Origin of the sequence: Pandoraea sp. XY-2 (genome assembly GCF_004193915.1) — a bacterium.
GTDB lineage: Bacteria > Pseudomonadota > Gammaproteobacteria > Burkholderiales > Burkholderiaceae > Pandoraea > Pandoraea cepalis.
In genome coordinates this window covers 1,424,504-1,451,387 of sequence record NZ_CP030849.1, presented here as the reverse complement: position 1 = coordinate 1,451,387, position 26,884 = coordinate 1,424,504, and the positions used below count along the sequence as shown (strand labels likewise).

Annotated in this window: 24 protein-coding genes; 6 read left to right on the top strand and 18 right to left on the bottom strand. The window is 65.5% G+C overall.

Annotated elements, in window-relative coordinates:
- Window positions 1-5: 5 nt before the first annotated feature.
- From shc to hpnD, 3 genes are all read right to left on the bottom strand, one after another.
- Window positions 6-2,078: a squalene--hopene cyclase gene (gene shc, locus DRB87_RS06620; RefSeq protein ID WP_130025321.1), complete on the bottom strand. Its 2,073-nt coding sequence runs from the start codon at window positions 2,076-2,078 to the stop codon at window positions 6-8.
- 121 nt (window positions 2,079-2,199) lie between these two features.
- Window positions 2,200-3,453 carry a hydroxysqualene dehydroxylase HpnE gene (gene hpnE, locus DRB87_RS06615; RefSeq protein WP_130025320.1) on the bottom strand — a complete coding sequence of 418 codons (1,254 nt, stop codon included), beginning with the start codon at window positions 3,451-3,453 and terminating at the stop codon, window positions 2,200-2,202.
- Complete coding sequence (gene hpnD, locus DRB87_RS06610; RefSeq protein ID WP_130025319.1) at window positions 3,453-4,301, bottom strand: presqualene diphosphate synthase HpnD; 849 nt, start codon at window positions 4,299-4,301, stop codon at window positions 3,453-3,455. The genes hpnE and hpnD overlap by 1 nt, the downstream gene beginning before the upstream one ends.
- A gap of 177 nt (window positions 4,302-4,478) precedes the next feature.
- Here hpnD and hpnC point away from each other — a divergent pair, with 177 nt between their 5' ends.
- Together hpnC and DRB87_RS06600 are read left to right on the top strand one after the other, a co-directional pair.
- Entirely contained in the window at window positions 4,479-5,342 is an 864-nt protein-coding gene (gene hpnC, locus DRB87_RS06605) for a squalene synthase HpnC (protein ID WP_130025318.1), read from the top strand.
- Between the two features lie 198 nt (window positions 5,343-5,540).
- Window positions 5,541-6,719, top strand: a complete 1,179-nt coding sequence (locus DRB87_RS06600) for a nitronate monooxygenase family protein (RefSeq protein WP_130025317.1) — start codon at window positions 5,541-5,543, stop codon at window positions 6,717-6,719.
- Here the strand turns inward: DRB87_RS06600 and DRB87_RS06595 are convergent.
- Window positions 6,673-7,365 (bottom strand): hypothetical protein, encoded by a 693-nt coding sequence (locus tag DRB87_RS06595; protein ID WP_130025316.1) that lies wholly within the window; start codon window positions 7,363-7,365, stop codon window positions 6,673-6,675. The genes DRB87_RS06600 and DRB87_RS06595 overlap by 47 nt on opposite strands.
- A gap of 112 nt (window positions 7,366-7,477) precedes the next feature.
- Between DRB87_RS06595 and DRB87_RS06590 the strand changes: the two genes are divergently transcribed.
- Window positions 7,478-7,867 carry a LysR substrate-binding domain-containing protein gene (locus DRB87_RS06590; protein WP_130025315.1) on the top strand — a complete coding sequence of 130 codons (390 nt, stop codon included), beginning with the start codon at window positions 7,478-7,480 and terminating at the stop codon, window positions 7,865-7,867.
- 21 nt (window positions 7,868-7,888) lie between these two features.
- On the opposite strand, the gene DRB87_RS06585 is transcribed toward DRB87_RS06590, so the two are convergent.
- From DRB87_RS06585 to DRB87_RS06570, 5 genes are all read right to left on the bottom strand, one after another.
- Entirely contained in the window at window positions 7,889-8,329 is a 441-nt protein-coding gene (locus DRB87_RS06585) for a hypothetical protein (protein WP_130025314.1), read from the bottom strand.
- A gap of 106 nt (window positions 8,330-8,435) precedes the next feature.
- On the bottom strand, window positions 8,436-9,857 hold the full coding sequence (locus DRB87_RS06580) for a short-chain fatty acid transporter (RefSeq protein ID WP_130025313.1): 1,422 nt from the start codon (window positions 9,855-9,857) through the stop codon (window positions 8,436-8,438).
- Between the two features lie 153 nt (window positions 9,858-10,010).
- Window positions 10,011-10,955 carry an ornithine cyclodeaminase family protein gene (locus DRB87_RS06575; RefSeq protein ID WP_130025312.1) on the bottom strand — a complete coding sequence of 315 codons (945 nt, stop codon included), beginning with the start codon at window positions 10,953-10,955 and terminating at the stop codon, window positions 10,011-10,013.
- Between the two features lie 34 nt (window positions 10,956-10,989).
- Window positions 10,990-12,000 (bottom strand): 2Fe-2S iron-sulfur cluster-binding protein, encoded by a 1,011-nt coding sequence (locus DRB87_RS24150; RefSeq protein WP_370363643.1) that lies wholly within the window; start codon window positions 11,998-12,000, stop codon window positions 10,990-10,992.
- Complete coding sequence (locus tag DRB87_RS06570; protein ID WP_370363641.1) at window positions 11,931-14,450, bottom strand: molybdopterin-dependent oxidoreductase; 2,520 nt, start codon at window positions 14,448-14,450, stop codon at window positions 11,931-11,933. The genes DRB87_RS24150 and DRB87_RS06570 overlap by 70 nt, the downstream gene beginning before the upstream one ends.
- 98 nt (window positions 14,451-14,548) lie before the next feature.
- Here DRB87_RS06570 and DRB87_RS06565 point away from each other — a divergent pair, with 98 nt between their 5' ends.
- Window positions 14,549-15,475 (top strand): LysR family transcriptional regulator, encoded by a 927-nt coding sequence (locus DRB87_RS06565; protein ID WP_130025311.1) that lies wholly within the window; start codon window positions 14,549-14,551, stop codon window positions 15,473-15,475.
- Window positions 15,476-15,516: 41 nt separating this feature from the next.
- Here the strand turns inward: DRB87_RS06565 and pdxA are convergent, their stop codons facing one another.
- The 3 genes from pdxA to DRB87_RS06550 form a co-directional block, all read right to left on the bottom strand.
- A complete protein-coding gene (pdxA, locus tag DRB87_RS06560; protein ID WP_130025310.1) occupies window positions 15,517-16,518 on the bottom strand; it encodes a 4-hydroxythreonine-4-phosphate dehydrogenase PdxA in 1,002 nt (333 codons plus the stop codon).
- A 91-nt stretch (window positions 16,519-16,609) separates the two neighbouring features.
- Entirely contained in the window at window positions 16,610-17,884 is a 1,275-nt protein-coding gene (locus DRB87_RS06555; protein WP_130025309.1) for a four-carbon acid sugar kinase family protein, read from the bottom strand.
- Entirely contained in the window at window positions 17,881-18,870 is a 990-nt protein-coding gene (locus tag DRB87_RS06550) for a 2-keto-3-deoxygluconate permease (protein ID WP_017235457.1), read from the bottom strand. The genes DRB87_RS06555 and DRB87_RS06550 overlap by 4 nt, the downstream gene beginning before the upstream one ends.
- A gap of 337 nt (window positions 18,871-19,207) precedes the next feature.
- On the opposite strand from DRB87_RS06550, the gene DRB87_RS06545 reads away from it, so the two are divergent.
- Complete coding sequence (locus DRB87_RS06545) at window positions 19,208-19,972, top strand: DeoR/GlpR family DNA-binding transcription regulator (RefSeq protein WP_017235456.1); 765 nt, start codon at window positions 19,208-19,210, stop codon at window positions 19,970-19,972.
- Between the two features lie 54 nt (window positions 19,973-20,026).
- On the opposite strand, the gene DRB87_RS06540 is transcribed toward DRB87_RS06545, so the two are convergent.
- From DRB87_RS06540 to DRB87_RS06530, 3 genes are read right to left on the bottom strand one after another with little or no spacing between them, the layout of a single operon-like run.
- Window positions 20,027-21,352, bottom strand: a complete 1,326-nt coding sequence (locus DRB87_RS06540) for a dicarboxylate/amino acid:cation symporter (protein ID WP_130025308.1) — start codon at window positions 21,350-21,352, stop codon at window positions 20,027-20,029.
- Between the two features lie 44 nt (window positions 21,353-21,396).
- Window positions 21,397-22,311, bottom strand: coding sequence for an ornithine cyclodeaminase family protein (locus tag DRB87_RS06535; protein ID WP_130025307.1), 915 nt, complete (start codon window positions 22,309-22,311; stop codon window positions 21,397-21,399).
- Window positions 22,308-23,234 (bottom strand): PhzF family phenazine biosynthesis protein, encoded by a 927-nt coding sequence (locus tag DRB87_RS06530; protein ID WP_130025306.1) that lies wholly within the window; start codon window positions 23,232-23,234, stop codon window positions 22,308-22,310. The genes DRB87_RS06535 and DRB87_RS06530 overlap by 4 nt, the downstream gene beginning before the upstream one ends.
- Window positions 23,235-23,567: 333 nt before the next feature.
- Here DRB87_RS06530 and DRB87_RS06525 point away from each other — a divergent pair, with 333 nt between their 5' ends.
- Window positions 23,568-24,503, top strand: a complete 936-nt coding sequence (locus DRB87_RS06525; RefSeq protein ID WP_130025305.1) for an AraC family transcriptional regulator — start codon at window positions 23,568-23,570, stop codon at window positions 24,501-24,503.
- Here the strand turns inward: DRB87_RS06525 and DRB87_RS23450 are convergent.
- From DRB87_RS23450 to DRB87_RS06515, 3 genes are all read right to left on the bottom strand, one after another.
- On the bottom strand, window positions 24,488-24,670 hold the full coding sequence (locus tag DRB87_RS23450) for a cupin domain-containing protein (RefSeq protein ID WP_240756210.1): 183 nt from the start codon (window positions 24,668-24,670) through the stop codon (window positions 24,488-24,490). The genes DRB87_RS06525 and DRB87_RS23450 overlap by 16 nt on opposite strands.
- Window positions 24,671-24,768: 98 nt before the next feature.
- Window positions 24,769-25,239, bottom strand: a complete 471-nt coding sequence (locus tag DRB87_RS23445; RefSeq protein WP_240756209.1) for a hypothetical protein — start codon at window positions 25,237-25,239, stop codon at window positions 24,769-24,771.
- Window positions 25,240-25,328: 89 nt separating this feature from the next.
- Entirely contained in the window at window positions 25,329-26,801 is a 1,473-nt protein-coding gene (locus DRB87_RS06515; RefSeq protein ID WP_130025304.1) for an NAD-dependent succinate-semialdehyde dehydrogenase, read from the bottom strand.
- Window positions 26,802-26,884 lie beyond the last annotated feature (83 nt).

The following is a 26,884-nucleotide window of genomic DNA, read 5'->3' as shown; positions in this document are numbered from 1 at the left end:
CGCGATCACATCCCGCACGGCACCGGGCAGTCATTGCGCACCGTCAGGTTGCGGTAGCGCGCGAGTGCCCACAGCGGGAAGAACTTGCGATAGCCGTGATAGCGCAGATAGAACACGCGCGGGAAGCCCGTCGCCGTGTACAGGGCTTCGTCCCACAGCCCTTCATCGTTCTGCGTACTCAGCAGATAAGCGACACCGCGCTTGACCGCCGGATCGTCGGCCTTGCCCGCCGCCATCAGGCCGAGCAACGCCCACGCCGTTTGCGACGCCGTGCTCGGTGCCGCTTCGTAGCCCTGGTAGTCGAGCTTGTAGCTCTCGCCGTCCTCGCCCCATCCGCCGTCGGCGTTCTGGATCGAGAGGAGCCATTGCGCCGCGCGCGCCATGGCCGGATGCGCCGGCGGCACCCCCGCCGCCTGCAAGCCGCACATCGCCGACCACGTGCCGTACACGTAATTCATGCCCCAGCGGCCGTACCAACTGCCGTCGGCTTCCTGATCGTCGAGAATATATTTCAACGCCAGATCGGCCGAGGCCTTGCGCTCCGGCGATGGCGGCAATTGCGCGAGCATCGACAGGCATCGCGCGGAGACGTCCACCGTTGGCGGATCGAGCAAGGCGCCATGATCCGAGAACGGGATGCTGTTCAGATACAGATGCGTGTTCTCGGGCTCGAATGCGCCCCAGCCGCCGTTCCCGCTCTGCATGCCGATGACCCACTCCGTGCCGCGATCGATCGCGTGACGCATCGGCCGCGGGCTCGCGTCGACCGTGTCGTTCCCGAAGGCGCCCACGAGCTTCTCGTAGCGATCCATCGCCATGGCGACCACGGCGGTGTCGTCGACATCCGGGTAGTGCGGATTCGCGAACTGGAAGGCCCAACCGCCCGGACGCACGTTCGGGCGGCGGGAAATCCAGTCGCCGCGCACGTCCAGGATCTGTAGCGGAATGAGCCACTTCAGCCCCTTGCCTGCTTGCTCGATGGCGCGCTTGTCGCCGGTTTCGAGCAGCGCGTGCGCGGCCAGCGCGGTGTCCCACACCGGCGACAGACACGGCTGCACATAGGTCTCGTGATCGGCAGGCGTCACCAGCTTCTCGACCGACCGGCGGGCGATCGCGCGGCTCGGATGCGCTTCGGGATAGCCAAGCGCGTCGTACATCATGACCGCGTTGGCCATGGCAGGATAAATCGCACCGAGGCCGTCCTCTCCGTTCAGGCGCTCCTCGACGAACGCGACGGCACGCTGGATCGACTTCTCTCGCAGTTTTCTCGGAAAGAACGGATCGAGGGCTCGCAGCACATGATCGACGCCCGAAAAGCACGTGAACCAGAAGCGGCTCTGGTGCGGTGCGCGCCTGGGCGGGCCAACGTCTTTGGGACGACCGATGAACAGCTCGTCGATGCCGACGCCCTTGGGATTACGCGCGCGCGGGCGCTTGGCTTGCAGCACAAGCAACGGCACGATCACGGTGCGCGCCCAGTACGACACCTTCGACAGATGGAAGGGGAACCACTGCGGCAACAGCATGATCTCGACGGGCATCATCGGCACGGCCTTCCACTCCAGCACACCGTACAACGCCAGCAAGATCCGCGTAAAAACGTTCGAGTTCTGCGCACCGCCACGCGAGAGGATGGCCTCGCGGGCGCGCACCATGTGCGGGGCGTCAATGGGATCGCCGATCATCTTGAGCGCGAAATACGCCTTCACGCTCGCGCTCATGTCGAACTTGCCCTGATGGAACAGCGGCCAGCCGCCGTGCTCGCCCTGGATGCGGCGCAGATAGGCGGCGATCTTCGCTTCGAGTTCGGCGTCGACCGGCTCGGCCAGATGATGACGCAGCAGCACGTATTCCGCCGGAATCGTGGCGTCGGCTTCCAGTTCGAAGAGCCAGTGACCGTCGTCTTGTTGCAGGTCGAGCAACGCCGTGATCGAGCGGTCGATGCCCGTCTCGAGCGTCTGTGTTGCCATTGCCGTGCTCACCTTATGGGCAAGCTCGGTATGCAGTTTGAGGTCCACGGCCGTGGCAGTGGCCGTGCGTCGCGCTTCCTTTTCGGAAGCATCGCGTATCGTGTCCATGGCATTCTTGCCTACTCAAAGGCGTGTGATCGGCGCGGTGTACGCGCCGGTTAAACAGTGTCATTGACGACAGGTGCCGGGTTCTGTCGCCCGGCTCATGCACGAGACGGTTCGACAAGCCTCAGGCGGGATGCAGCACGTCGGCCGCCCGGTTGCCGCTGCGCAGCGCGCCTTCGATGGTCGCGGGCAGGCCGGTGGCCGTCCAGTCTCCAGCGAGCGCGAGATTGCGCCAGCGCGTGCGCGCGCCGGGGCGACGCTTGTCCTGCGCCGGCGTTGCCGCAAACGTGGCGCGCTTCTCGCGCACCAATTGCCACACCGGCATCGGCGTGGCGGGTACCTGACAGGCGCGCGCAACCTCGTCCCAGATGCGCAGCGCGAGCGATTCCCGAGATTCGTCGAGCAAATGGTCCGCCCCGCTGATCGTCACCGACAACCGGCCGTCGAACGCGAAGATCCAGTCGCTCACGCCGTTCACCACGCCGATCATCGGCGGGCAGCCCGGCGGCGGCGGCACCTGGAAATGGGCGTTGACGATGGCCCTGTATTCGTCGGGCGTCGTCAGGTCCGGCACCAGCCCGGCCGCCACGTTTGGCGGCACCGCCAGCACGACGGCATCGTCCGCCGCCAACGCCTGCGGTCCGTCGCCAAAATCGATCGACGCCACACGACTGTCGTCCGGCGCAAATTCCAACGCCCGCACGCGGTGCTGCATCATCACGCGCGCGCCGTTCGCTTCCAGGAACGCCAGCGCAGGCGTGACAAACGATACGTCCAGGCCCTCGCTCGCGATCAGCGGATGACACGCCTTGCCGCCCGCCGCGAGCGTTTCGCGAATGACGGCGGCCGCCATCTGCGCCGAGCCTTCGGCCGGATCGGCGTTGAGCACGGCGAGAAACAGCGGGTGAATCAGGCGCTGGTAAAGCGCGGGCGGACAACGCATCGCGTCGGTCATCGTCGCGTCGGGCCCGGCGCGCAGCAGCGGCGCGAGCGACAGGTAGTCCGACCACTTCGTGCCCGGCACGCGGGCGGTGCTGTCGAAGATCCACCATGGCAGGCGCCCTTCCGACAGACGCACCGTCCAGCGCTCGTCGCTCGTCAGATCGACGAATGCGAATTCCGCACGATCGGGGCCGGTCAATGTGTGTTCAGAGCCGATGGTGCGCGTAAATTCGCGCATCGTCGTATTGCCCGAGAGCACCAGGTGATTGCCGTTGTCGATCACCGCGTTCAACTGCCGGTCGAAGTAGGACCGGCAGCGTCCGCCTGCCTGCGGTGCCGCCTCATGCAGCACGACCGGCACGCCACGCTTCACGAGCCTTACCGCGGCGGCCAGGCCTGCCAGACCGGCACCGATAACGTGAGCCGTGCCCGACATCAGAACGCCATCTGCCGCAGCAGCATCAGCATGAGACGCCAGCGCGGCACACGCACGCGCTCGCGAGGCACGGCAAAGCCGCGCGCAATGAGCTTGTCGAGGATCGCGCCGTAGGCTTTGGCCATCACAGCGGGCGCAATCACCACGCGGCGCGGGTACGGCGCCATGATGGCGCGCGCCTTCGCATAATGTTCTCGGGCCTGCGCCACCAGGGGCGCACAGGCGCGGTCGAGCTGGGCGGCAACGACGTTCTGCGGCGTGGCGCCCACGATGCCGGCCTCGGCCAGCGTTTCGCGCGGCAGATAGACGCGGCCGATGCCGGCATCTTCGTCGATGTCGCGCAGGATATTCGTCAGTTGCAAGGCGCGACCGAGATGATAGGACAGGTCGATACCGTCCTGCTCGGGCATGCCGAACACCTTGACCGACAGACGACCGACGGCGCTCGCCACGCGATCGCAATACAGATCGAGCGTGGGCAAGTCGGGCGCGACGATGGGGCCGCAGGCATCCATTTCCATGCCGTCGATCACGGCGAGAAAGTCATCGTGCTTCAGGCCGAACTGCTTGACCACGCGGGCAAGGTTCGCGAGCGACGGCGCCGGGCGTGCGTCGTACAGATCGGCCAGATCGCGTCGCCACGCGGCCAGACGCGCCATGCGGCTCGCCGACGTGTCGTCGCCGTCGTCGGCAATGTCGTCTACGGCGCGGCAAAAGGCATAAATCTCGAACATGCCTTCGCGCTGCGCGGGCGGCAGAATGCGCATGGCAGCGTAAAAACTGCTGCCCGACGCCACGCGTGCGCTGCTTGGCTCAGGCGACATTTCGATCGGTTCGGCGACGCTCACGAGGCTCCTCGTCGTGCAGGGGAACGGGGTGACACCACGGAAAAAACTCAGGGGATTCTTGCAAGGAGGGAAGTATACCGGGGATTGGCGCGACTTTCCCGCCAGGATTCGGAACGATAGCATAGAATCTCGGGGCCCTCAGCGCCGCCGCGTTGCCCCATTTGCCCCACCCGCCTGATGACTTCCGACGCCAAGATCGAGCATTACGAGAACTTCCCGGTCGCCAGTATCCTGCTGCCGCGCGAGATGCGCGCGCCGGTCGGCGTGATCTACAACTTCGCGCGCACGGCCGACGACATTGCCGACGAGGGCGATGCGTCCGACGCCGAGCGTCACGCCGGCCTCGCGGCTTATCAGGCGGAACTCGACAAGATCGCCGCCGGACAGCCCACGTCGCCCGACAAACCGCTGTTCGCGGCCCTTGCGCGTGTCATTGCCGAGCATCGGCTCCCGGTCCAGCCATTCTCCGACCTGCTGAGCGCGTTCGATCAGGACATCGACGTCAAGCGTTACGCGACATTCGCCGACCTGCGCGACTACACGCGCCGCTCGGCCGACCCGGTCGGGCGCATCATGCTCGGCCTGTTCAAGCTCGACACCCCCGAGAACATCGCCTGCTCGGACGACATCTGCTCGGCCCTGCAACTCATCAACTTCTGGCAGGACGTGGAAGTCGACTGGCGCAAGGCGCGTGTGTACCTGCCGCAGGACGACATGGCGCGCTTCGGCGTGACCGACGCCGACATCGGCGCGCAGACGTTCGACGATCGCTGGCGCGCGCTCATGCGCTACGAGGTCGACTTTGCCCGGCGGATGATGCTGCGCGGCGCGCCGCTCGCCAACCGCGTCCCCGGCCGTTTTGGGCTCGAACTGTGCTGCGTGGTGCATGGCGGGCTGCGCATCCTCGACCGGATCGATGCCGTCAACTACGACGTCTTCCGTCATCGTCCGCAACTGGGGAAGACCGACGGGCTGCGCGTGTTCCTGCGTGGCCTCGGCATGAAACTGAGCGGCACGCCGCCCAAAGCCCGCGCGGACTAGCGTCTGCTCACAAGCGGCCACACGCGGGGCCAGCGGCTGCGACGTCATGCCGCAGGCTCCGCACCGCCTGAGCGCGCCCGCGCTTGACCCATCGCAAGACCCGTTCGCGGGGCAGGTGCCAGACTGCCCTTTTCGCGTGGGCGCGCCGTCACACGGCGCCATCGCCCGCGCGAGTCCACCTCGACGAACGGAACTGACATGAACGAGCAATGGTTGACGCTGGCCGGCCGCCGGCTGGTGCCGGTAGTGCAAGGCGGCATGGGCATCGGCATCTCCGCGCACCGGCTCGCCGGCACGGTGGCACGGCACAACGGCATGGGGACGATCGCGAGCATCGATCTGCGCCACCATCATCCTGACCTGCTCGCCGAAGTGGACGGCCTTCACACCCCGGAGGGCAAGAAGGCGGCCATCGAGGCGGTCAACCTGATTGCGCTGGACCGCGAGATCCGCGCCGCCAAGGCGATTGCCGACGGTAACGGACTGGTGGCGGTCAACGTCATGAAGGCGGTGAGCGCACACGCATCGCTGGTACGGCAGGCGTGCGAGAGCGGCGCCGACGCCATCGTCATGGGCGCCGGATTGCCGCTCGACCTGCCGGAACTCACGGCGTCTCATCCGGGCGTCGCGCTCATCCCGATTCTGTCGGACTCGCGCGGCGTCAGCCTCGTGTTGCGCAAGTGGCAGAAGAAGGGCCGCCTGCCGGACGCCATCGTCATCGAACATCCGGCGCATGCGGGCGGGCATCTTGGCGCGTCGCGCATCGAGGATCTGGGCGACGCGCGCTTCTCGTTCGATCGCGTGCTCGCGGAGTGCCGCGAGATCTACGCGACGCTTGGCATCGAGTGGGCCCGCGTGCCGTTGATCGTGGCTGGCGGCATACACCGTCACGAGCAGGTTCGCCACTGGCTGGGACAAGGCGCGGCAGGCGTGCAGTTGGGCACGGCGTTTGCGGTCACCGAGGAATCGGACGCGCACCCCGCATTCAAGGCGGTGTTGGCGAGCGCACGGCCGGAAGACATTGCCGAGTTCACCAGCGTGGCCGGGCTGCCTGCGCGTGCGGTGTTGACACCGTGGTTGAGAAAGTACCTCTCGCGTGAGACCGCCCTTCAAGCAAAGGCGAAGGTGCGGCAGTGTCTGGAGGGATTCGACTGCTTGCAGGCCTGCGGGCTGCGCGACGGCGTGGCGCGCATCGGGCAGTTCTGCATCGATCTGAAACTCGCCCAGGCGGTGCGTGGCGATGTGGCGCGCGGACTCTTCTTCCGCGGCCGCGACCCGTTGCCCTTCGGTGAGCGCATTCGCCCCGTGGGCGATCTCATGCGTTACCTGCTCACGGGCGAGCGGCCGGAGGACGGCGACGCGGTCGCGGTCGCATAGCCGTGCTCACTTGGCCGGCGCCGCCGGTGCGGGCGGCGCGCTTGCTGCGGCATCCGCCCCGGGCTCGGAGGGCTGCCCCACCGGCATCGTCCGCACTGACGGGTGCGGCACGTGCCGCAATACGCCGGTCGAGGAACGCGGCGAGCGCCGGGTCGTTCACCTTGAGATCGAACTGACGGTCATCCACCGCCGAGAAATAGCCGTCGCACAGATCCGCTTTCGCGCTCTCGGTCGGCTGATCGTCGATGCTGCGGGAATAGACGACGAACTGGCGCTCGACAAGCATCGGCAATTGGTTGCGCAGCAAGTCGTCGAAGCGCGCGCGTTCGTCGGGGTCGGTATAGGCGGATTGCAATTCGGCGCGCACGCGACGGCCCTCGGCGAGATAGTCGCGATGACGCGTCTGCCATGCGCGCAATGCCGCATTCCCGTGGGTTCGCGTGGCGTCGCCGTAGAGCCCGCACTTCTGCACGAGCCGCGCGAGCACCTCACCGACACCTTCGGGCGCCGCGATCGCCGCGCCCATCAACTCGGCGTCGTTCTTGTACTGCGGCGGTTGCGCCAGCGTGGCAGCCGTGTATAAGCCTGCCGCACCCACGATCATGCAGGCGAACAGACTTCGCCAACCGTTGCCAAATGGCTTCATTGCCGGATTGTCGGAATGGCGGGCTCGAACGGCCTCGCTCTCGGAGCTATCGCATCGGCCACGACGTCGATGCTTGCATCTTAGCCGAAGTGACGTTCCGAGGTGCCCCACTGTGGCGTCGCCCGCCGAACGATACGTCGCGTTCGGGCATGTCGTGGCGTCGCGGCACGGCGCCGGGCGGGGGCCTGTCGATGTCGCACTTGAGGCGTTGGGTCTGCACCGCGACATTGTCGCGGTGGTGCCAAGCTTTCCGGCGGCGTTGTCCGTGGCGCAGGCGTCCGGCTTGATCGCGCTGGTGCCCGCGTCACTCATGAGGCAACGCGCCGCACGGCGCGTCGCAACCTCATCCGCGTCGGTCCACGTGGTCGACCTGCCGGTGACGACCGGACAGATTGCCGTGTCGTTGATGTGGCATCCCCGAATGGACGCGGACCCCGTTCATCGCTGGCTTCGACAACATGTGCTGTCGGTGTGCCGCCCGGACGATGCGGCATCGCGATAATCGAAAGCGGTAAGACGGCGCTTATCGTGAGGGGGTCGCCCCACATTGCACCTGCCCCGACACCGGATCTCGCTTGCAAGCGGTGGGCCCCTGCTCGTTGAAGTAGACCGCACCCTGCGCGTTCGTCGACGCGCCCGGGAAACGACCTTGCGGCGCGCGTTGCGGATCCGTCAGTTGCCTCATCTGCATATCGTTCGTCGCGGACGACTCACGCTGGCGTTGTGCCTGCCGCTCACCCTCCGCCATGCCCTGCTTGAACCGTGCGCCAACGCCGCCCTCCCTGTCAAGTGTCGACGCGGGTGGCGTAAGCCCCACGCCGGGCTGACCACCCGGCGCGGCCTGATTCGATTGGCGGATGCTGTTCAGATCGCCACTCTGCAAGTAGGACTGAGCGGCCGCGCCACCGGCCACCGATATTCCTGCGGTGGCCAGGCAGGCGATCAGCAAGGTTCTGGCTGACATGTTTCGAACTCCCCCGTGAAGTGCGCAATGACTCTTTTTCTCGGGGCACAGTGTAGCGCCAATCGCAATCCGCTTCGACGTCCGAAGTTGCGCGACAGCCTGCACCTCACGGCATCACCGGCGGGTGATACGTCAATGTCTGCGCGAGCAGCCACAGCATGACGATGACCACGGGGAAGTGCACCAACAATTGCGTGAACGTGTATCCGACAATGTCGCGCGCGCGCAGACCGAGCACCCCCAGCAGCGGGAGCATCCAAAACGGATTGATCAGGTTCGGCAGCGCTTCGGCTGCGTTGTACACGGTCACCGCCCACCCCAGGTGCACGTGCAGGTCGTTGGCCGCCTGCATCACGTACGGGGCCTCGATGATCCACTTGCCGCCGCCCGACGGCACGAAGAAGCCCAGTACCGCCGAATACACGCCCATCACACCCGGGAAAGACGTCTGTGACGAGATCGCCACGAAGAAGCTCGACAGGTGGTGCGAAAGCGTCGCCCCATCGATGCCCGGCGCTTTGGTCAGCAGGTAGGCAATGCCGCCGTAGAGCGGGAACTGGATCAGCACGCCCGCCACGGACGGCACCGACTTCGCGATCGCATCGAGAAACCGGCGGGGACGCCAGTTCAGCAACATGCCCAACATCAGGAACACGAAGTTGTAAGTGTTCAGATTGGAGATCGCCAGCAACGGATCCTTTGTCGTGAACTCATGTCCGATCCAGAGCACACCCAGCGCCACGATCAGCACCGTGACTACCGGGCTGTGTTCAAGCCAATCCCCCGGGCGTTGCGCACGCACGTAAGGCTTCGCCATATCGTCGAGCGACACACCGAGCTCGGCCGCGACGGTGGCGCGGTCGTCGCGCGGTGCCGAGTAGTAAGCCAGCGCCACCGACACCACCGTCAGCACGGCGGCAATCGCCATCGATTGCGGCAGGAAGATGGTGTCGGCGAACGGAATGACGCCGGTGATCTCGACCAGCGCCTTCGGCAAGCTTGCCGGGTTGGCCTGCAACTGTGCCGCCGACGAACTCAGGCCGAGCGCCCACGTCGCCCCCATGCCCAGATACGCCGCGGCACCCCCCGCACGGTAGTCCATGCGAATATCGTCGCGGCGCGCAATCGCGCGCACCAGCAAGCCGGCAAAGACCAGGCTGATGGCCCAGTTGAACAGCGAGAGCACGATACTCACAAATGCCACATAGGCCACCGCGCTACGACCGCTGCGCGGCAGCGTGGCCATCTTGCGGATGAGCAACGCCGCGGGCGGCGAGACGGCCACCACATAGCCGGAAATCGCCACGATGGCCATCTGCATCGTGAACGGGATCAGGCTCCAGAAGCCGTCGCCAAAGGCCACGCCCACCTTGACCGCCGGGACACCGATGGCGAGCGCGCCGCCCGCGCATACGATGACGGCAAGCGCCGCGAAAAGATAGGCGTCCGGAAACCAGCGCTCGGACCAACGCGTGACCGCCGCCGCCAGACGTTCCAGAAGTCCGCCGTCCCGCGGCGTCTCCGACATGCTCGAAAGTGAATTTCCCGGTTTCATTGCCTGTGTTCCCTTAGGTTTGTCATGATCGGCACCGCCGCACCTCGCGATGCTCGCCCCGTGCCCTGCCCTGCGACAGCGATTTATCATCTCCGCCGTCGTCCATCGCCAGTTGCCCGCGTCGTGTCAAGCGTGTCGTGTCGCCTGCCAGACGAGCGTGGCGGCCGCGAGATCTTCCAGCGCTGTCCCTACGGCCTTGAATACCGTGCGCTCCCCCTCGCCGTTACGACATCCGCGTCCTGCGCGACACAGGTCGGCCAGCGTGCCGCGCACGTCCGACGCGGCGAACACGCCTCGCGACATCGGTCCGAGCAACTCTCCCGATTTCGCCAGCGCTTCGTCGGTGTCGACGTACAACGACGCGCCAGCAAAGCAGAGATCGTCGGCTTCGCGCATCTGCGGCGTAAAGCTGCCGATCAGATCCAGATGGACGCCCGGCGCCAACCAGTCGCCCTGCACGATGGGCTCGGTCGCCAGCGTTGCGCAGGTGACGACGTCCGCGCCCTCGACGGCCGCCTTCGCGGTGTGGCACACGACCGCGTCGAGACCTTGCGCATGCAGGCGATCGACCAGACGCCCGGACGCCTGCACATCGCGATCCCACACGCTCACACGTGTAATGGGACGCACCGCACGATAGGCCAGCGGCACGAGCGCCCCCACGCGTCCCGCGCCGAGCAGCGCGAGATGCGACGCATCGTCACGCGCCAGATACGATGCAGCCAGCGCAGAGGCTGCCGCCGTGCGGCGCGACGTGATCTCGTTGCCGTCCATTTGCGCCAGCGGCACGCCCGTCGTGGCGTCGTAGAGCAGGTAGGTCGAATGCAGACCCGGCACGCCGCGCTGCGTATTGGCCGGTGCGATGTTGACGGTCTTGATGCCGAGATATCCGCCGGGCTGCCACGCGGGCATGATGAGCACGGTCATCGCATCGCGCGAGCCCGATTCCGGGATGACGTGCGTGTGGCGCAGCGGCACTTCGCATCCGGTGACGAACAGGCTGCGAAGCGCGTCGAGCAACGGGCCGAAAGCCAATGCCGCGCGAGTGGCGTCGGCGTCGATGAATTTCATGAGTACAGCTCCTCGTCGAGGTGAAAATGAGATGTCAGGCGTCGAGCACGATGGCTTCGCGCGGCACGGCCTGACAGGCCAGACACATGCCGGGCTCGTCGAGCGCCACGTCGCCCAGATGCTCGACCTCGCCGGCCAGCACGCGCACCGCGCAACTCTCGCATTGCCCGACACGGCAACCGCTTGGCAGTGCCAGCCCCAGCGACTCGGCAAACGACAACAGGCTGCCGTGCGAAGGCGTCCAGACAGCCTCGCGGCCCGAGCGGACGAACGTAACGGGCCACGCGGCCCCGGCGTCCACACGCGCAGCGCTCGGTGAACGGAACGCCTCCTTGAACATGTCGAACGCGGGTACGCCACGCGCCGCCAACCCCTCCATCACGGCCGTCATCATGGGCGCCGGACCGCACAGGTAGAAGCGTGCGCGTCGCTTGATCAGTTCGTCGGACGCCACGGCCGCAGACAGCCGTTCTGCCGATGCGTAGTCGCGACCGAGAACATCCGCCTCGCGCGGTGCGTCGTAGTAATTGACGACGCGCACGTTGGGCAGGCGCTGCGCAAGCGCCGCCAGCCGATCCCGGAAGGCATGCGTGGCGCCATTGCGGTTGGCGTAATGCAGCCAGACCTCGGGCAGCGGCAAGGGCGCGCGCTCGGCCTGCGCCGCCAGCGATTCCAGATAGCAGAGGAAGGGCGTGATACCAATGCCGCCGGCGAAGCACACCACCGGCTGACGGCTGTGCAGCGGCATGACGAAACGCCCCGACGGCGCGCCAAGTTCGATCACGTCGCCCACGCGAGCGCCGGTGTTCAGCCAAGTCGAGACCACGCCGTCAAACGGTGCGCCCTCGGACGTGCGCCCCTGCTGATGACGCACGGCAATGCGATAGCCGCGACGGTCGCGCTCGCTGGAGGGACCGGTGAGCGAGTACGCGCGTGTCACGGGCTGCCCTTGCCCGGGGATCGATACGCGCACGGTCACGTGCTGTCCCGGCAGATAGTCGGGTAGCCCCACGTCGTCGAGCGGATCGAGCGCGATGGCGCACACCCCTCGGCCGCGGCATCGAGCGCGGCAATGCGAAAGCGCGCCATGCCGCGCCATGGCCGGCGGGCCGGATCGCTCGTCGGATCGCGCGCAACGTCGCATCGAAACGAGCGCAACGGCGACGCACCGCTGATCGGGTCGATGTCCTGCGTCGTCACCAACGCGTTGAAGTTGCTCGACGCATCGCCCGCCATCGCAAAACCGTCACGTCCCACACTATCGCAAGCCTGCCACCAACCGTATTCGGCAAGCAGCACGTCGTCGCCCAATCCCGTATCGAACGCGGCGCGAAAGCGCGCGACCCCGGCCGGCGTCGTCACCCGCACCCAATCGCCCTCTGCGATGTGCTTTCGCGCCGCCAGCGACGGATGCAGATGCACCACGGGATCGGGGGCGCGCATGCGCAGGCTCGCGAGTCCGCGATGCTGACTGTGGCAGTAGTAGCCGTTCTTGGTCGAACCGAGCAGCAGCGGGAAGCGCTGCGCCTCGTCGTCGCTCACGGCACGGGGCGCCACGTGCACCGGTACCGGCGGATATCCGTGACGCAGCAGATGCTCGGAATAGAGCTCCACGCGCCGGGTTTCAGTGGCGAAGCCGCGCACATCGCCGGCCTCGGCACGCGCGTATTTGCGCTCATATTGCGGCTGCGGACGCGAAATGCCCTCGGGATGGGCGCGCAACGTCTGCACGTCGAGCCCGAGCGGGGCGAGTTGATGATTCCAGCCGGCATCGAGACTGCCGCCGAAAAAGGCGTCGCTCATTCCCAGGCGCACCGCGAGATCGAACACGATGTCGTTGTCGCTGCGCGACTCGCCGCGTGGCGACACCATGCGCTGGCGAAGTTGGATCAGTGCATCGGCGCGATCGTCGATCTCGAAGCCGGCGCGCAAGCCTTCGCGTTCCCACGGCGTGTTCACCGGCAGCACGATATCGGCGAAACGCGCCGACGGCGTCTCGAACAGATCGCAATGGACGTGAAACTCGAGCGCTTCGAGCGCCTGGCGCGCCATCGCATAATCCGCCTGCGACGCCAGCACGTTGGTACCGAAGCAGAACAGCGCGCGCACACGATAGGGCGCGCCATCGAGAATCGCGCGGTAGGTATCGCGCGCGGTCACCCAGCCGCGCGCAGGCGGTCCCAGCGGACGTTCGTCGATGCCCAGCGCCCTGGCCTGCTGCTCGGGACTCAAAAGATCATGCTGACTGACGGCATTCAGCGGTTGACGCGTCATCACGCGATTGCCCCCGCGTCTGTCGAAGCTGCCGGTCAGTGCATACAAGACCGCGATGGCGCGCTCGATTTGCGTCGCGTTCGCGTGCTGCGCGACACCCGACCATGCGTGATAAGCGACGCGCTGTGCCCCGGTGAAGAGGTCGGCGGCGGCGTCGAGCTGCGCCGGAGAAACGCCGCAGAGTGCGCTAACGGACGCCGCGTCGTAAGCGGCCAGCCCCGCGCAGAGATGATCGAACGCTGGCCGGCAGGCAATGCGCGATCCGTCGCGGGACATCACCGCAAACTCGCCGCGCAGGGCGGCTTCGTTTGCAGCATCTCGGCTCAGCGCATGGGTCGTATCGTAGGGTTGCGGTGCCGAAGTCGCTTCATTCCAGATAACGAAAGCTTCCGGCGGTGCGCCAGCGTCCGTCGCCACCAGATCGCACGCGCGCAGGAAATGGCCGTTGTCATTGCGCACGAGCAACGGCGCGTTGGTCCACCGGCGCACGAACGTCTCGTCATAGCGTCCGCTGTCGATCAGACGACGGGCGAGACCGAGCGCCAGCGCCGCATCGGTGCCGGGCCGCACGGGCAGCCAGGCGTCGGCGTCGGCGGCAAGCGGTGTCTTGCGCGGGTCGACGACGAGCAGCTTGGCGCCACGCGCGCGCCCTCGCCCGATCGCGTTCGCCTGACTCAACCACGTACTCGTGGGGTTGTGCCCCCACACCATGATGACGTCAGCCTGCGCGTAATCGGCGGTCGGCATGCCGCACCCGAACGTGAATGCGTGCGCGAAATCCTTGTGCCAATTGCAGATTTCCGTCGCGTAAACCGTGTTCGGGCTACCGAACACCCGGATGAAGCGCTCGATCCAATCGATGCTGTCTGATAGTGGCGTGCCGCTCGGTGTCGTCACGCCAAACGCGACGGCATGCGCACCGCTCTCGCGACGGATGTCGCCCAGGCGCGCCGCAATCTCGGTGAGCGCGTCGTCCCACGAGATGGGCGTCCAACCCGGGTCGTCCGCCCCTTTCGGCGCCGTGCGGCGCAGCGGCGTGGTCAACCGGTCGGGGTGATGCACCAGCTCCGGCGCCGCCTTGCCCTTGCGGCACATCGCGGCGCCATTCGGATGCGACGGATCGGGTTCGACCGCGATCAGCGCATCGTTTTCCACGCGAGCCAGTGTGCCGCAGCGGGAGCGGCACAACGTGCAGAACCCGGGCTTGACCTCCTGAACCATGTCTCATGCGTCTCTATAGGAATCGATGTTCCGATGCTATACAGCCGTCACTTTTATTACTAATATAAAAAATATAGTTTGCAATATTGATTTTTTAAATGAAACCAACCCTGCGTCAGATCGAGTATTTCGTGGCCGTGGCCGAGACAGGACAGGTGATGCGCGCGGCCGAGCGATGCAGCGCGTCGCAGTCGTCGCTAACGATCGCCTTGCAGAATCTGGAGGTGATCGTCGGCACACCGCTTTTCGTGCGGCATGCGAAGGGGCTGCGCCCGACCGAGGCCGGCGAGCGATTTCTGCGTCACGCCTACCGAATCCTCAACGCCACCGACGACGCGCTGCAAGAGGCCCGCACGCTTCCGGACGATGCCGGTGGCCGTCTGCGACTGGCCGTCACCGAAACGATTTCGGCGTATCTGCTGCCTTCGGTGGCCAGCACCTTGTCCAAGCGCTTCCCGAACGTCGAACTCACGTTGATCGAGGGCGACCGCCGCGAACTGGAAGCGGCCGTACTGGGGGGCAAGGTCGACCTGGCGTTGCTGTTAGTGTCGAACGTCGTGGCTGACGGACTCGTCTCGCACACGTTGCTGCGCTCGACGCGCCGGCTGTGGACCAGCCCCGGACATCCGCTGCTCGACAAACCAAGCGTCACGCTCGACGACGTGCGCGGACAGCGCTTCCTGCTGCTTGATATGGATGAACACGTGCAGACGGTCGAGCGCTACTGGCATGCCGCGCAGGTCGAACCGGTCGTGCACTTCCGGACTCGCTCGATCGAGGCAATTCGTAGCCTCGTGGCGCAGGGCTATGGTGTATCGATTCTCTCGGACCTCGTCTATCGCCCCTGGTCGATCGACGGTGGGCGAATCCTGCGACGGGATTTGAGCACGGGCGTGCCGTCGATGGATGTGGGACTCGTATGGGCGCAGCGACGTCCGCCTGAGGGATTGACCGAGCGCATCGTCAGCGCGTTGCGCTCGCTGATCCGCGAAATCAACGATCGCGGACACATGGGGGTGGAATGATCAACTGACGACGACGCTCGACGCGTCGGCGTCAGCGGCATTCATGCCCGACGCGTAGCCAGTTCAGACCCTTGGCGCAGCGCTTCGAGCAGGCTGCGCTCGTCGGCAATGCCCTTGCCTGCGATGTCGAACGCCGTGCCGTGGTCGACCGACGTGCGCACCACCTGCAAGCCGACCGTCACGTTCACGCCCGCCTCCAGGCCCAGCACCTTGACCGGGCCATGCCCCTGATCGTGGTACATGGCGACCACGAGATCGAAATCGCCGCGCCCGGCGCGGAAGAACAACGTATCGGCGGGCAACGGGCCTTCGATATCCCAGCCGCGCTCACGCAAGCGTTGCACGGCCGGCACGATCTTCTCTTCCTCTTCCCCGTAGCCGAACAAGCCGTTCTCGCCCGCGTGCGGGTTGATGCCGCACACGGCAATGCGGGGATTCGCGATGCCCGCCTTGACCAGCGTAGCGTGACCGCGCTCGATCGTACGCTGGACCAGACCCGGCTCGATCTTGCGAATCGCATCGATGATGCCGATGTGAGTCGTGACGTGAATCACCCGCAGGTTCGGCGCGACAAGCATCATCGACACCTCTTCGATACCCGTCAGGTGAGCGAGCATCTCGGTGTGACCGGGAAACTTGTGCCCGCCCGCGTGCAGCGCTTCCTTGTTCAGCGGTGCCGTGCAGATCGCGTCGATTTCCCCGGCTTCGGCCAGCTTCGCCGCGTGCGCGATGTAGCGGTACGCGGCATCGCCCGCGATCGCCGACAGTTGGCCAAACGGCAAGTCCTCGGGAATCAGGCCCAGGTCGATGCACTCGATCACGCCTGGCGTGAAGCGCGCTTGCGCGACCGTCTCGATACGACGCACGCTCAGCGGCATCTTGACGATGGCGATGGCCTGCTCGAGACGTCGCGCGTCGCCGATCACGACGGGGCGGCATTGCTGGTAGACGCTGTCGTGCGCCAGGCTCTTGACGATAATTTCCGGGCCGACGCCAGCCGCGTCACCCATGGTGATGCCAATGACGGGGAGATATTGATTCATGGCGTTTGCGTTGATATCCATTTCGTTGGGATGACGTCCGGAACCTGTTCCGGGATGATGTTCTGTTGTTGCGCTACCGGCTCGCGTTGCCTCAACGGCGCTCGCGCAGGTCGGGCGTCGTGCGCAAATATTGGTAGGCGCTATGCAGCGCCGCTTCGCCGCCGAAAGCGCCGGCCTTCGTCACGATGCGCATCGGCGCACCATTGGCCGGCCGCCCCACGGCGACACCAGGCTCCACTTCCGCGAGCAGCTCGAGCGCGCCGATACCCACCGCGCTCAACATCGCGCGCGCCGTCTCGCCGCCGGTGACTACAAGGCCCGACAGGCGCGCGAAGTGCGGCGCGATCAACGCCGCCAGCGAGGCCGACAATTGCGCCCCCTCCCGCGGATCGAAGGCATCGTCACGCCCGATTCGCACCAGCAGGTCGCTTCCCTGCCCAAGGGCATCGCCAATCGCCGCACACCAGCGTGCGCTGTCGGGATGCGACGCGCCGGCGCGCAGAACCGCGGGCGGCACGATCCATTCGACCACCGCGTGCTCCGCGCACAAACGCGCGCACTGCTGCTGCGACACGGCGGACAGACTGCCCACCAGCGTCAGCAAGGGGCCGGTCGTTCCGGCGTCGCTCGTCACATGTGCATTGTCTCGCGCGCTCCCCGTGCCATGCATCGGCGCGAACAATGCCGGTTGCTCGGCCAGTGCGCGAGCGAGACCGCCCGAGCCGACCCAGAAGATGTCCGTGAGCCCGACGCTCGCGCGCGCCAGCATGACGAGATCGTCATCTGTCTGCGCATCGACGATCAACGCCGTCACACCGTTGGCGCGCGCCTGCGCAACGACATCGGTCAACGCGGCACGCGCCGCCGCAAAATCCTTGCGCAGCAGCGCCGAGGGCACGATCTGCGCGCTCACCCCCGCCGCCGCCAACATCGGCGCGAGTCGCGCCTCCTGAGCGTCATGCTCCAGTCGCCAGGTGTCGGTCTCGGCCAATGGCACACCGCGCACGAACACTTCTCCGTCTCGCACGACACGCCCCGTGGCAGGGAAAGCCGGCGCCACAATGGCAAGGCCCGCAAGCGGCTGCAGCGCAGCGACTTCCGCGACCCAGTTGCCACGCAGTGTCGAGTCGATCTTCTTGTAGAGACGCCGTTCTGGCGCGGCAAGCCGCTGCCAAGCCGCGACTGCGCGTGCGGCGGCCTCGTGCGCCGTCAGACGGCGCGTGTCGATGTCGATCGCCACCACTTGCGCCGTCGCATTGAAGCCTTCGATATCGAGCGACACGACGCTGCGACGACCGGCGTTGGTAAAGCCGATCGCGCAGTCGGCCGCGCCGGACAAATCGTCGGCGACAATGAGCATGCTCACTGCATCGCTCCCTTGGCCGCAGCCCCCAGACCCCGGGCCGCCACACGCTTGGCGACCGCTGCCGTCAGGATCGGCGAGACGATGGCCGTCACCACCACACAGGCGGCCACCAGCAGCGTTGCGCTCTTGGCGGCGGCCTCGTAGACCGGATTGGCGGCAGCGATCAGCGCCGGTACCGCGGCGGCATTGCCAGCCGTGTTCGCGGCGGCCGTACCCGCCACGCCCGTCCCGCCCGTCAGGCGGTCGACGATGTAAAGCGGAATACCGGTGACCACGACGACGGCAAAGCCAAGCAGGATGCCCAGCAGGCCCGCCTGCCAGACCTTGTGCAGATCAAGCCCCGCGCCGAGCGCCAGCGCGAAGAACGGAATCATCACCGGCACGGCACGCCCCAGAAAATCGCGCATTTCACGATCGAGATTGCCCAGCAACATCCCTACGGCCAGCGGCAGGATACTGCCCACCAGCGTCGGCCACGGGAACGCGGACAACCCCGCGACACCCAGCGTGACCATCGTCAGAAACGGGCCCGATTCGAGCGACATGATCGTATAGGCGCCCACGTCTTCCGAGCGACCGTACTGCCCCATCAGCGCCATGTACAGGCCACCGTTGGTGTCGTTCATCGCCGCGACCACCGCCAGCGTGGAAATGCCCGCGAACATGCCCGACGCGACCGGTGCCTCACCCAGGAAGTGCCCCAGCACGATACCGACCACAATCGCCGCGCCGATCTTGGCGGCGAACAACGCCCCGCCTTTCTTGATCAGGTACGGCGTTGCCTTGACATCGATACTGGCGCCCATACAGACGTAGAACACCGCGAGGATCGGCAGCGCGCCCGTGAACAACGCGTTGGTAAACGAGCCGAAGAACGTCGGCATCCCCGGCATGAAGGTGGCAATCAACGAACCGATCAGCAAGGGAACGATCATCATCCCCCCCGGAACGCGCTCGATGGCGCGCTTGATACGAATTTGAGCCATGGTTGTCTCCCGACCAATGTGGATATAAACCAATCAATCATTATTTTGATCGATTTGATCAGACGGAAGTCTAATCGCTGCCAGAAAAATGTGCAAACATTGTGACCATCGGGGAATTTCCAGGTGAAACCCACTCCCCGAGGGCTTTCATCACGTCGGGATTGTCGACAAAATGATCGAATCAATCATTTTTTCAGCACCAGCGTGAGCGTATCGTCGTCGTTCGGGGCGGCGCGTTGGACGATTGCCGCACGCGGGGACGCTACACTATGCGCGCCGCGCGGCGAACACGTCCTTCGCTCGCATTTCTCTCGTTTTGCTCAGCACCGATCCACCCATGAAAGTTGCGAACCGCCGTGAGGCGATTTTCAAAGCCGTCCTGTCAGGCATGACGGATGTCGCTGCCTTGTGCGCCCATTTCGGCATGTCGGAGGCAACGGTGCGCCGCGATCTGCGCGCCCTGGCCGACGAGCGTCGCGTCGTGCGCACCTACGGCGGCGCCGCCGCGCCGATACGCATGCACGAACCCGAGGAATCGTTGGAGCTGCGTCGCGAGAGCTTCCGCGAACAGAAAGATGTCATCGCACGTGCCGCCGTGGCACACGTCGTCGACGGCGATACGATCTTTCTCGATGGAGGGACGACCACCGAAGCGATGGCGCGTTTTCTTGCCGGGCGTGAGGGGGTGCAGGTCGTCACGAACAACTTGCTCGTCGTCGGTGCGCTGGCGGCCAACAAGGTGCCTGTGACGCTGATCGGCGGCGACGTGCGACCGTCGAGCATGAGCGTACTCGGGCCGTTGGCACAACTGGCGCTCTCTCGCGTGTCGGTCGACAAGGCATTTCTGGGTGCCGACGGCGTCGTCGCCGGACGCGGTCTTTGCGAAGCCTCCGCCGAACAGGCGTGGCTCAAGGAGTGCATCGTCCGCCAATCGGCCGACGTGTATGTGCTGGTCACCGCCAATAAGCTCGACCGTGCGAGTCAGCAACACTGGACGCCGCTGGAACGACTCTGGACGCTCATCACCGAAGCGCGCGCCGACGATGACAGACTGGCGCAATTCCGCACGCATCCCGAGATCACGATCGAGTCCGCGGGCTGACGCACGGCCGACTCGAGAGGCCGCCGTGCCGATTCGCGCCCATGATCGACGGGTTCAAACGTGATTAGGCTCACTTTCCAACGCCAGGCCGAGCCCGGCCGGTTCGCGCAGCTCATCCGGCGTGAGGCCCAGCGAAGGCGCCGAGTCGTCGTGTGTCGCCGGGGCAAGCACCCCTTCCCATTTGGCCACGGCCGCCGAAGCCACGGCGTTGCCCAGCACGTTGGTCGCCGTGCGCCCCATGTCAAGAAAGTGATCCACGCCCATCACCAGTAACAGTCCGGCCTCCGGAATATTGAACTGGCTCAACGTCGCTGCGATCACCACAAGCGAGGCGCGCGGCACCGCCGCCATGCCTTTGCTCGTCAACATCAGGATCGCCAGCATCGACAGCTGTTCGGCAAACGACAGGTGTACGCCATAGGCCTGTGCGATAAACAGCGTCGCGAACGTGCAGTACATCATCGTGCCATCGAGATTGAATGAATAGCCGATCGGCAGCACGAAGCTCGCGATCCGCGTGGGCACACCAAACCGCTCCAGCTGTTCGAGCGTCTTTGGATAGGCGGATTCGCTGCTCGCGGTACTAAACCCCAATAGCATCGGTACGCGCATATACCTCACAAGCGAAAAGACACGGCGACCGAACATTACACCGCCGGCCAGGACAATCAGCGTCCAAAGCAGTAGCAACCCGCCGTAGAACTCGCCCATGAAGCGACCGTAGGTCACGAGGACCGACAGCCCGCGCGTCGCAACGACATTCGCCAGCGCACCGAAGACAGCGAGCGGGGCGGCGGCCATCACGTATGACGTGACCCGCAGCATCACGTGCGAGGTCTGGTCGAGCAGGCGTACGATACTCTCCCCCTTCTCGCCCAACGCCAACAGGCCGGCACTGAAAAATGCGGCAAATACGACGATCTGCAGAATCTCGTTGCTCGACATGGCCGCAACGATGCTGCTTGGCACGAGATGTACGACGAATTGATTGAGCGATAATCCGCCGGCGTTCAAACCGGTTGTCACGTCGGCGGGCGGCAACGGCAGATCCAGCGCGGCGCCGGGCTTCAGCCAATTCGCCAGACCGGCACCCAGTGCCAGCGACAGAAAGCCCGCCGCGAGAAACCACGCCAAGGTGCGCAGGCCAATGCGCCCCGCGGCACGCACATCCCCGATCTTCGTCACGCCGATCACCAGCGTACAAAAAACCAGCGGCGCGATGATCATCTTGATGAGTCGAAGGAACAGCTCGGCCAGCAGGGAGAAATATCCACCGGCACGCGCGGCTTCATTGGCCGGCAGCCAGGTGTGGCAGGCATAGCCAACGGAGATGCCAAGCAGCATCCCGATCAATATGCGTAAGGTGAGAGGAGACTTCATGGTGGATTCCTTGACTTCAGCCGGCATTGCCGGCGAATGGTGCATTACGCGGTGAGGCGCGAGTAGGCAAGATAGGCGACGGCGGCATCCTGCAACGCGATGCCGACGGCTTTATAGATCACGATGTCGGTAGCGTCCGCACTACGGTGCTCGTCCGCGGAAATCACCGTTGAGAGATCAATGAGCGCCGACGATGCGAGCCATGTCTGCGCGGGCAGACATAGGTCTCCGGTTTCGTGCGGCGTTTGCCCCGTCCAGTCGACAACGATGCGTGATGCGCGTTGTAACGATGCATCGTCCATTTCGCGTTGATCCGGGCGCGTCGCACCGATGCTCGCCACGAAAGCGCCCTCATGCAGCCACGCGCCACGGATGACCGGCGCCGACGCGCGCGTCGCAAGCACGACGAGATCGGACGAGGCCGCTGACCTAGCGTCGGTAACCTCCGCCGCCAGGCCGTGGTCACGTTCAATGTCGGAGGCAAGCGCCTGGGCGCTGGATACGTCGTGACTATGGATTCGGACGTTGCGCAGGTTAGGACGGCTCGCAAACGCCAACGCGTGCGCCCTCGCCTGAATGCCGCTTCCGAAAATCCCCAGCGTGTGACTGTCGGGACGCGCCAGATGGTTCGCCGCGAGTAGCGTCGTCGCGGACGTGCGGAACCCCGTGATCGCATCGCCTTCGAGCAGCGCGATCAGCGCGCCGTCGTCGAGCGAGAGCAGCGCGACGTAAAATCGAAAACGACCATCAATCGTCGTATAGAGCTTGCTCGCCGCGATGCGCTGCGAGCCGAGCATTGCGCTCATCGCACTGAACTTGACGTCATCAAGGCCGATTCGCACACGCGGCTGCACCGCTGCGGCATTTCTCGCCATGTCGAGATAGGCTGCGCGAATCGCCTCGGCCACCGACGCAACGTCGAGAACACTGGCCACTTGTGCATTGCTGAAGGTCTTCATGTCGTCGGCTCCAGCATGGCAAACTCCACTGCGCCACTGATCCAGCACCCCGCCTCGATATGATCGGCATCACGTAATGCCACGCGGATACACGACGGACGCCCCATCGCGAAGCCCTGATAGACCTGCATCGACGATTCGCCTTCGTTCAGCAAACCATAGTGAATCGCGCCGTACAGCGTTGCCGCGGCAGCGATACCGGTGGCCGCGTCTTCCGGATAACCCGACAACCGTGGAAACTGGCGCGCATGCAGCGTCAGAGGCCGTGCTCGCTCGAGCGCGAACGGATACAGCCCCGTCGAGTCCAGTGCGTCGCACAAGGTGCGCACGTCTTCCAGGGCGGGCGACAACGCATTGAGCACCTGCACAGATCGGACCGGAATCAGCGTTTTCGTGCGACTCGTTCGAGCGTTGACGATGCCAAAGGGCGCAAGATCGTCCGGATCGAGTCTCAGCACCCGACATACGGCGTCCACGAGTGACCGATCGCCAATGGGCTCGACAATGCCACGCGGCTGGCCGACATCGAGACGTCGCGACGTCTCGTCGTAACGTACGTCAACGAGGCCGCTTAGCGTCTCGACGGTGGCATCGGGGGTCGTCCACCGGCCGGCTTGGCGCAACAACCACATCGCGCCGAGCGTCGCATGGCCGCACATCTCCATTTCGTGCGCCGGCACGAAAAAGCGGAGCCGAACGGTGTGGCGCGGGTCGCGGCTTTTGCAGACGAAGGCGCTTTCGTGGCCATAGCGCGATGCGATGGCCATCATCTCATCGGATGACAAGGCGTCTGCGTCGAACACGACAGGCGCAGGGTTACCGCCGCCCGCACCTGCGGAAAACACGCTGACGAAACGCAAATCCGGCGCATCGTGGCGGCGCAAGGGGAAATCGGTTGGGGGGATCGTGTCTTCCAAGGTCATCGGGGCGTTCCGGGAGTCAAGTAGCGCAAGCATGCCGAAGCCCCAAAAAAACGTCGCGCCCGATCGGGCCACTCGGCACGCCCTATCCGGCCAAAGGCGGGCGGCACCCGTATTTTCGCCCCCAAGATTCGACGGTCGCCTCGCAGGGATGCGGCAGCCGTTGCCGTTTTCCGTCACCCGGCAACCTGATGCCGTCGCGCCTCTCCCGCGCCTCTCATCGCGCTTCGTCAAGCGTTATACTGAGCGTCGACTGCCCCACGCCATCCACTGCGTTGCGTTCACGGCCGTCTGCACGGGCTGCGAGTGTGTCCCGTCACGCAAAGGAAGCGCCTGGTGAAACCCTATCCGACTGCCCCTCGTCATCTCGAAGGCGACCGCGTCGCCGATGTCCGGCATGTCTCGGTCGGCGAATACCGCACGCGTCCGCATCGGCACGACGACGAGTTCATGTTCCTTCTCCCCAGGACGGGACAACTCGTCCTCAACGTCGAATCGAATGTCGCGCCGGTACGCGTTGCGCCGAAATCGTTCGTCGTCGTGCCGCCTCAACGCCTGCACGACACGCGAGGCTATCGCCCCGATCAGGCGCATGTGGCGGTGTACGTCGCCAGCGATTTCGTGGTCTTTTGCGAACGCAAGGCGCGACGCAAGCTATCGTGTGCGCGCATCTCGATATGGTCGGCGCCACTGCTGTTGCTCGACGCAGCACGCGTCGCCACGGGAACGGCGCGCTCAAGCGAGGACCCGACGAGTGAGCTTGCGGAATTCCGCGCGGAGCTTGCCGCCCGCACGTTGGCCGCGAGCTGTGTGCAAGCCGGCTTGATGGCCGCCGCGTTGCCATCAAACCGCGCCGATGCACGTGCCGAAATCGTGCGCGACATCTGCGCATTTCTCGATGAAACGCTTGATCAGCCCATCTCCCTGGAGCGTATCGCCTACGAATTCGGGCTATCGCAGCGTTCCCTGACGCGAGTCTTTCGCGAGGCCACCGGCGAGTCCGTCGTCGACTATCAATCCCGGCGACGCGTGCAAATCGCAGCAACGCTTCTGAACTCGCCTGGTATGACGGTGCTCGCGGCCGCTGCGGCCGTTGGCCTGGAGTCACCGTCGTATCTCGCGCGGCTATTCAGAAAGTATGGCTATGGGCCGCCGAAGGGTTATAAGGGAGACGCCACGCCGATCGGGTCTGCCGCCCCCTTGCCGCGATTACGCGCGGCGTGTCAACGTCGTGACGTCACCGGCGGCAGGCGGCGTCAGGTGGGGCGGTAGATCGCGTACACCTTTGCCACGTTGCCCCGACTTTCCCAACTGCACTGCGCGTTCTGTTCGACGAGAAAGATGTCGCCGCACGAGAACGTGCCGCTGCGTCCGGTTTCGTCCACGAAGGTCACGCTGCCCTCGAGCAGATGCATGAGTTCGTAGTGGGCGTAACGCATCGCGATGCGATGATAAGGCGTCGAATCCCACGTGCCGCACGTGAATGTCGCATCCGATGAGCGAAAGTCCGTGAAATTGCGGCACACGGGCGCCGGCGTCAGAAGCAGTTCAGCGGCAGGCGCCCCGAGGGCGCCAACGACGGGCTCGGATCAATCTGCACGAGACTGCGCTCGGCAACATTCCCGCCCTCGCAGCGCATGAAGACGATCGATGTGGAGCCCTGCGTCGACCACATGAATGCCGAGCCCTGAGGGAGCACCGCGCTGCCCCCCGGGCCGAGCGTGAATGCGTGCGCCCCCTGCTGGAACATGATCGCGCCTTCGCAGACGATGACGAATTCGTCCGCCGGGTGAGACGACACCGCCCCGTTCGCCGCGTCGAGGGCAATGACGCCGACCGTCACAGGCCCCGGCAGTAGATCCGCCAGACGGCGGCTTGCCAGAAAGCGGTCGTCGCTTGCCGACGTCGCCGGGGCAGTGCCCTGGCGCTCATCCGACGCAAAGGCCTTGAGGTCCAAAAACGATCGGGGGCGATCACACGGCGCCATGGCGCGTTGCAGTTCGGGCATTTTGTCTTCCAGCGAGGTTCATTGGGTGAGCGCGGTTGCCGCCCGGGACTCGGGGACGGCACCGAAAGTCTTCGTGCAGGCAAATCCCGTCAGCCCAGATTGCCCTGACAGAGATACTTGATGGCGAGATAGTCGTCCAACCCGTACTTCGATCCTTCCCGACCGTATCCCGATTCCTTGATACCGCCGAATGGCGCCGCCTCGCTCGCGAGCGCGCCCTCGTTGATACCGACAATACCGGCTTCGAGCGCGCTCGCCACCCGCTCGATGCGCCGCAGATTCTCGCTGTAAAAGTAAGCCGCGAGGCCGAAAGGCGTATCGTTGGCGCGCGCAATGCCCTCGCCTTCCGTCTCGAACCGGAACAGCGCCGCCACCGGCCCGAAGGTTTCCTCGCATGACAGCGCCATGGCTTCATGGGCGTCGCACAACACGGTGGGCGCATAGTAGTTCGGCCCCAGGGCCGCAAGGCGTTGCCCGCCGGTCATCACGCGCGCCCCCTGAGCGAGCGCGTCGTCCACGTGACGCGCAATCTTCTCGACCGCTCGCGCATTGATCATCGGGCCGATCTGCGCGAGGGCATCCGTCGCGGGCGCCACCCTGAGCGAGGCCACGGCCTCGGTCAGCAACCCGGCAAAGCGGTCATAGACGCCCGCCTGGACATAGATCCGATTCGGGCTCACGCACGTCTGACCGCCATTGCGGAACTTGGCCGCCATCAGCCCGGCGACGGCCGCCGGCAGATCCGCATCGTCGAAAACAATGAACGGCGCATTGCCTCCCAGCTCCAGCGACAGCTTCTTGAGCGTGGCCGCCGACTCACGCGCCAAATGCTTGCCGACCGGTGTCGATCCCGTGAACGTCACCTTGCGCACACGCGGATCGGCGAGCCACTGCGCCACGGCATCGACCCCCTGCTCTCGCGACGCGACAATCATATTGAGTACGCCGGCCGGCAGACCCGCCTCGTGCGCGAGATAGGCCAGTGCCAGCGCAGTAAGCGGTGTGTCCTCGGCGGGTTTGGCAACCACGGTGCAACCGACGGCGAGCGCCGGGGCGATCTTTCTCGCAATCATCGCGAGCGGAAAATTCCACGGTGTGACGGCCGCGACAATCCCGATCGGTTCTTTCACGGCGCTCATGCGCTTGCCGCGCGTCTGGGTCGGGAGTAGATCGCCGTACACTCGCGTCGCTTCGTCGGCAAACCACGCGACATACGACGCGCCGTAGTTGACCTCCCCAAGTGCCTCGGCCAGCGGCTTGCCCTGCTCCCGCGAAATGAGGCGAGCAAGATCGTCGCGATGCGCCACGATCGCCGCATGCCAGCGCCGCAGGAATGCGGCGCGCTCGGCGGGTAACGTCGCTCGCCACGCCGGCAGCGCGCGTTCGGCGGCGTCGACCGCATCTCGCGCATCGGCCGGTTGCGCATCCGACACCATCGCAACGGTATCGCCCGTCGCCGGGTCGACGACCGTGAAGCGCTGCGCCGTGGCGGCGCCCCGCCAATGTCCAGCGATCCATTGTTGTGTGCGCAGCAAATCGCCACGCGTGAGGTCAAGCGTCATGATGGGGTTCTCCGACTTGCGGGATAGGGTCGCACGTCAACCGCCCCGCCATCGGGGGGCAGACGATTGCGCAAGCCGACGAC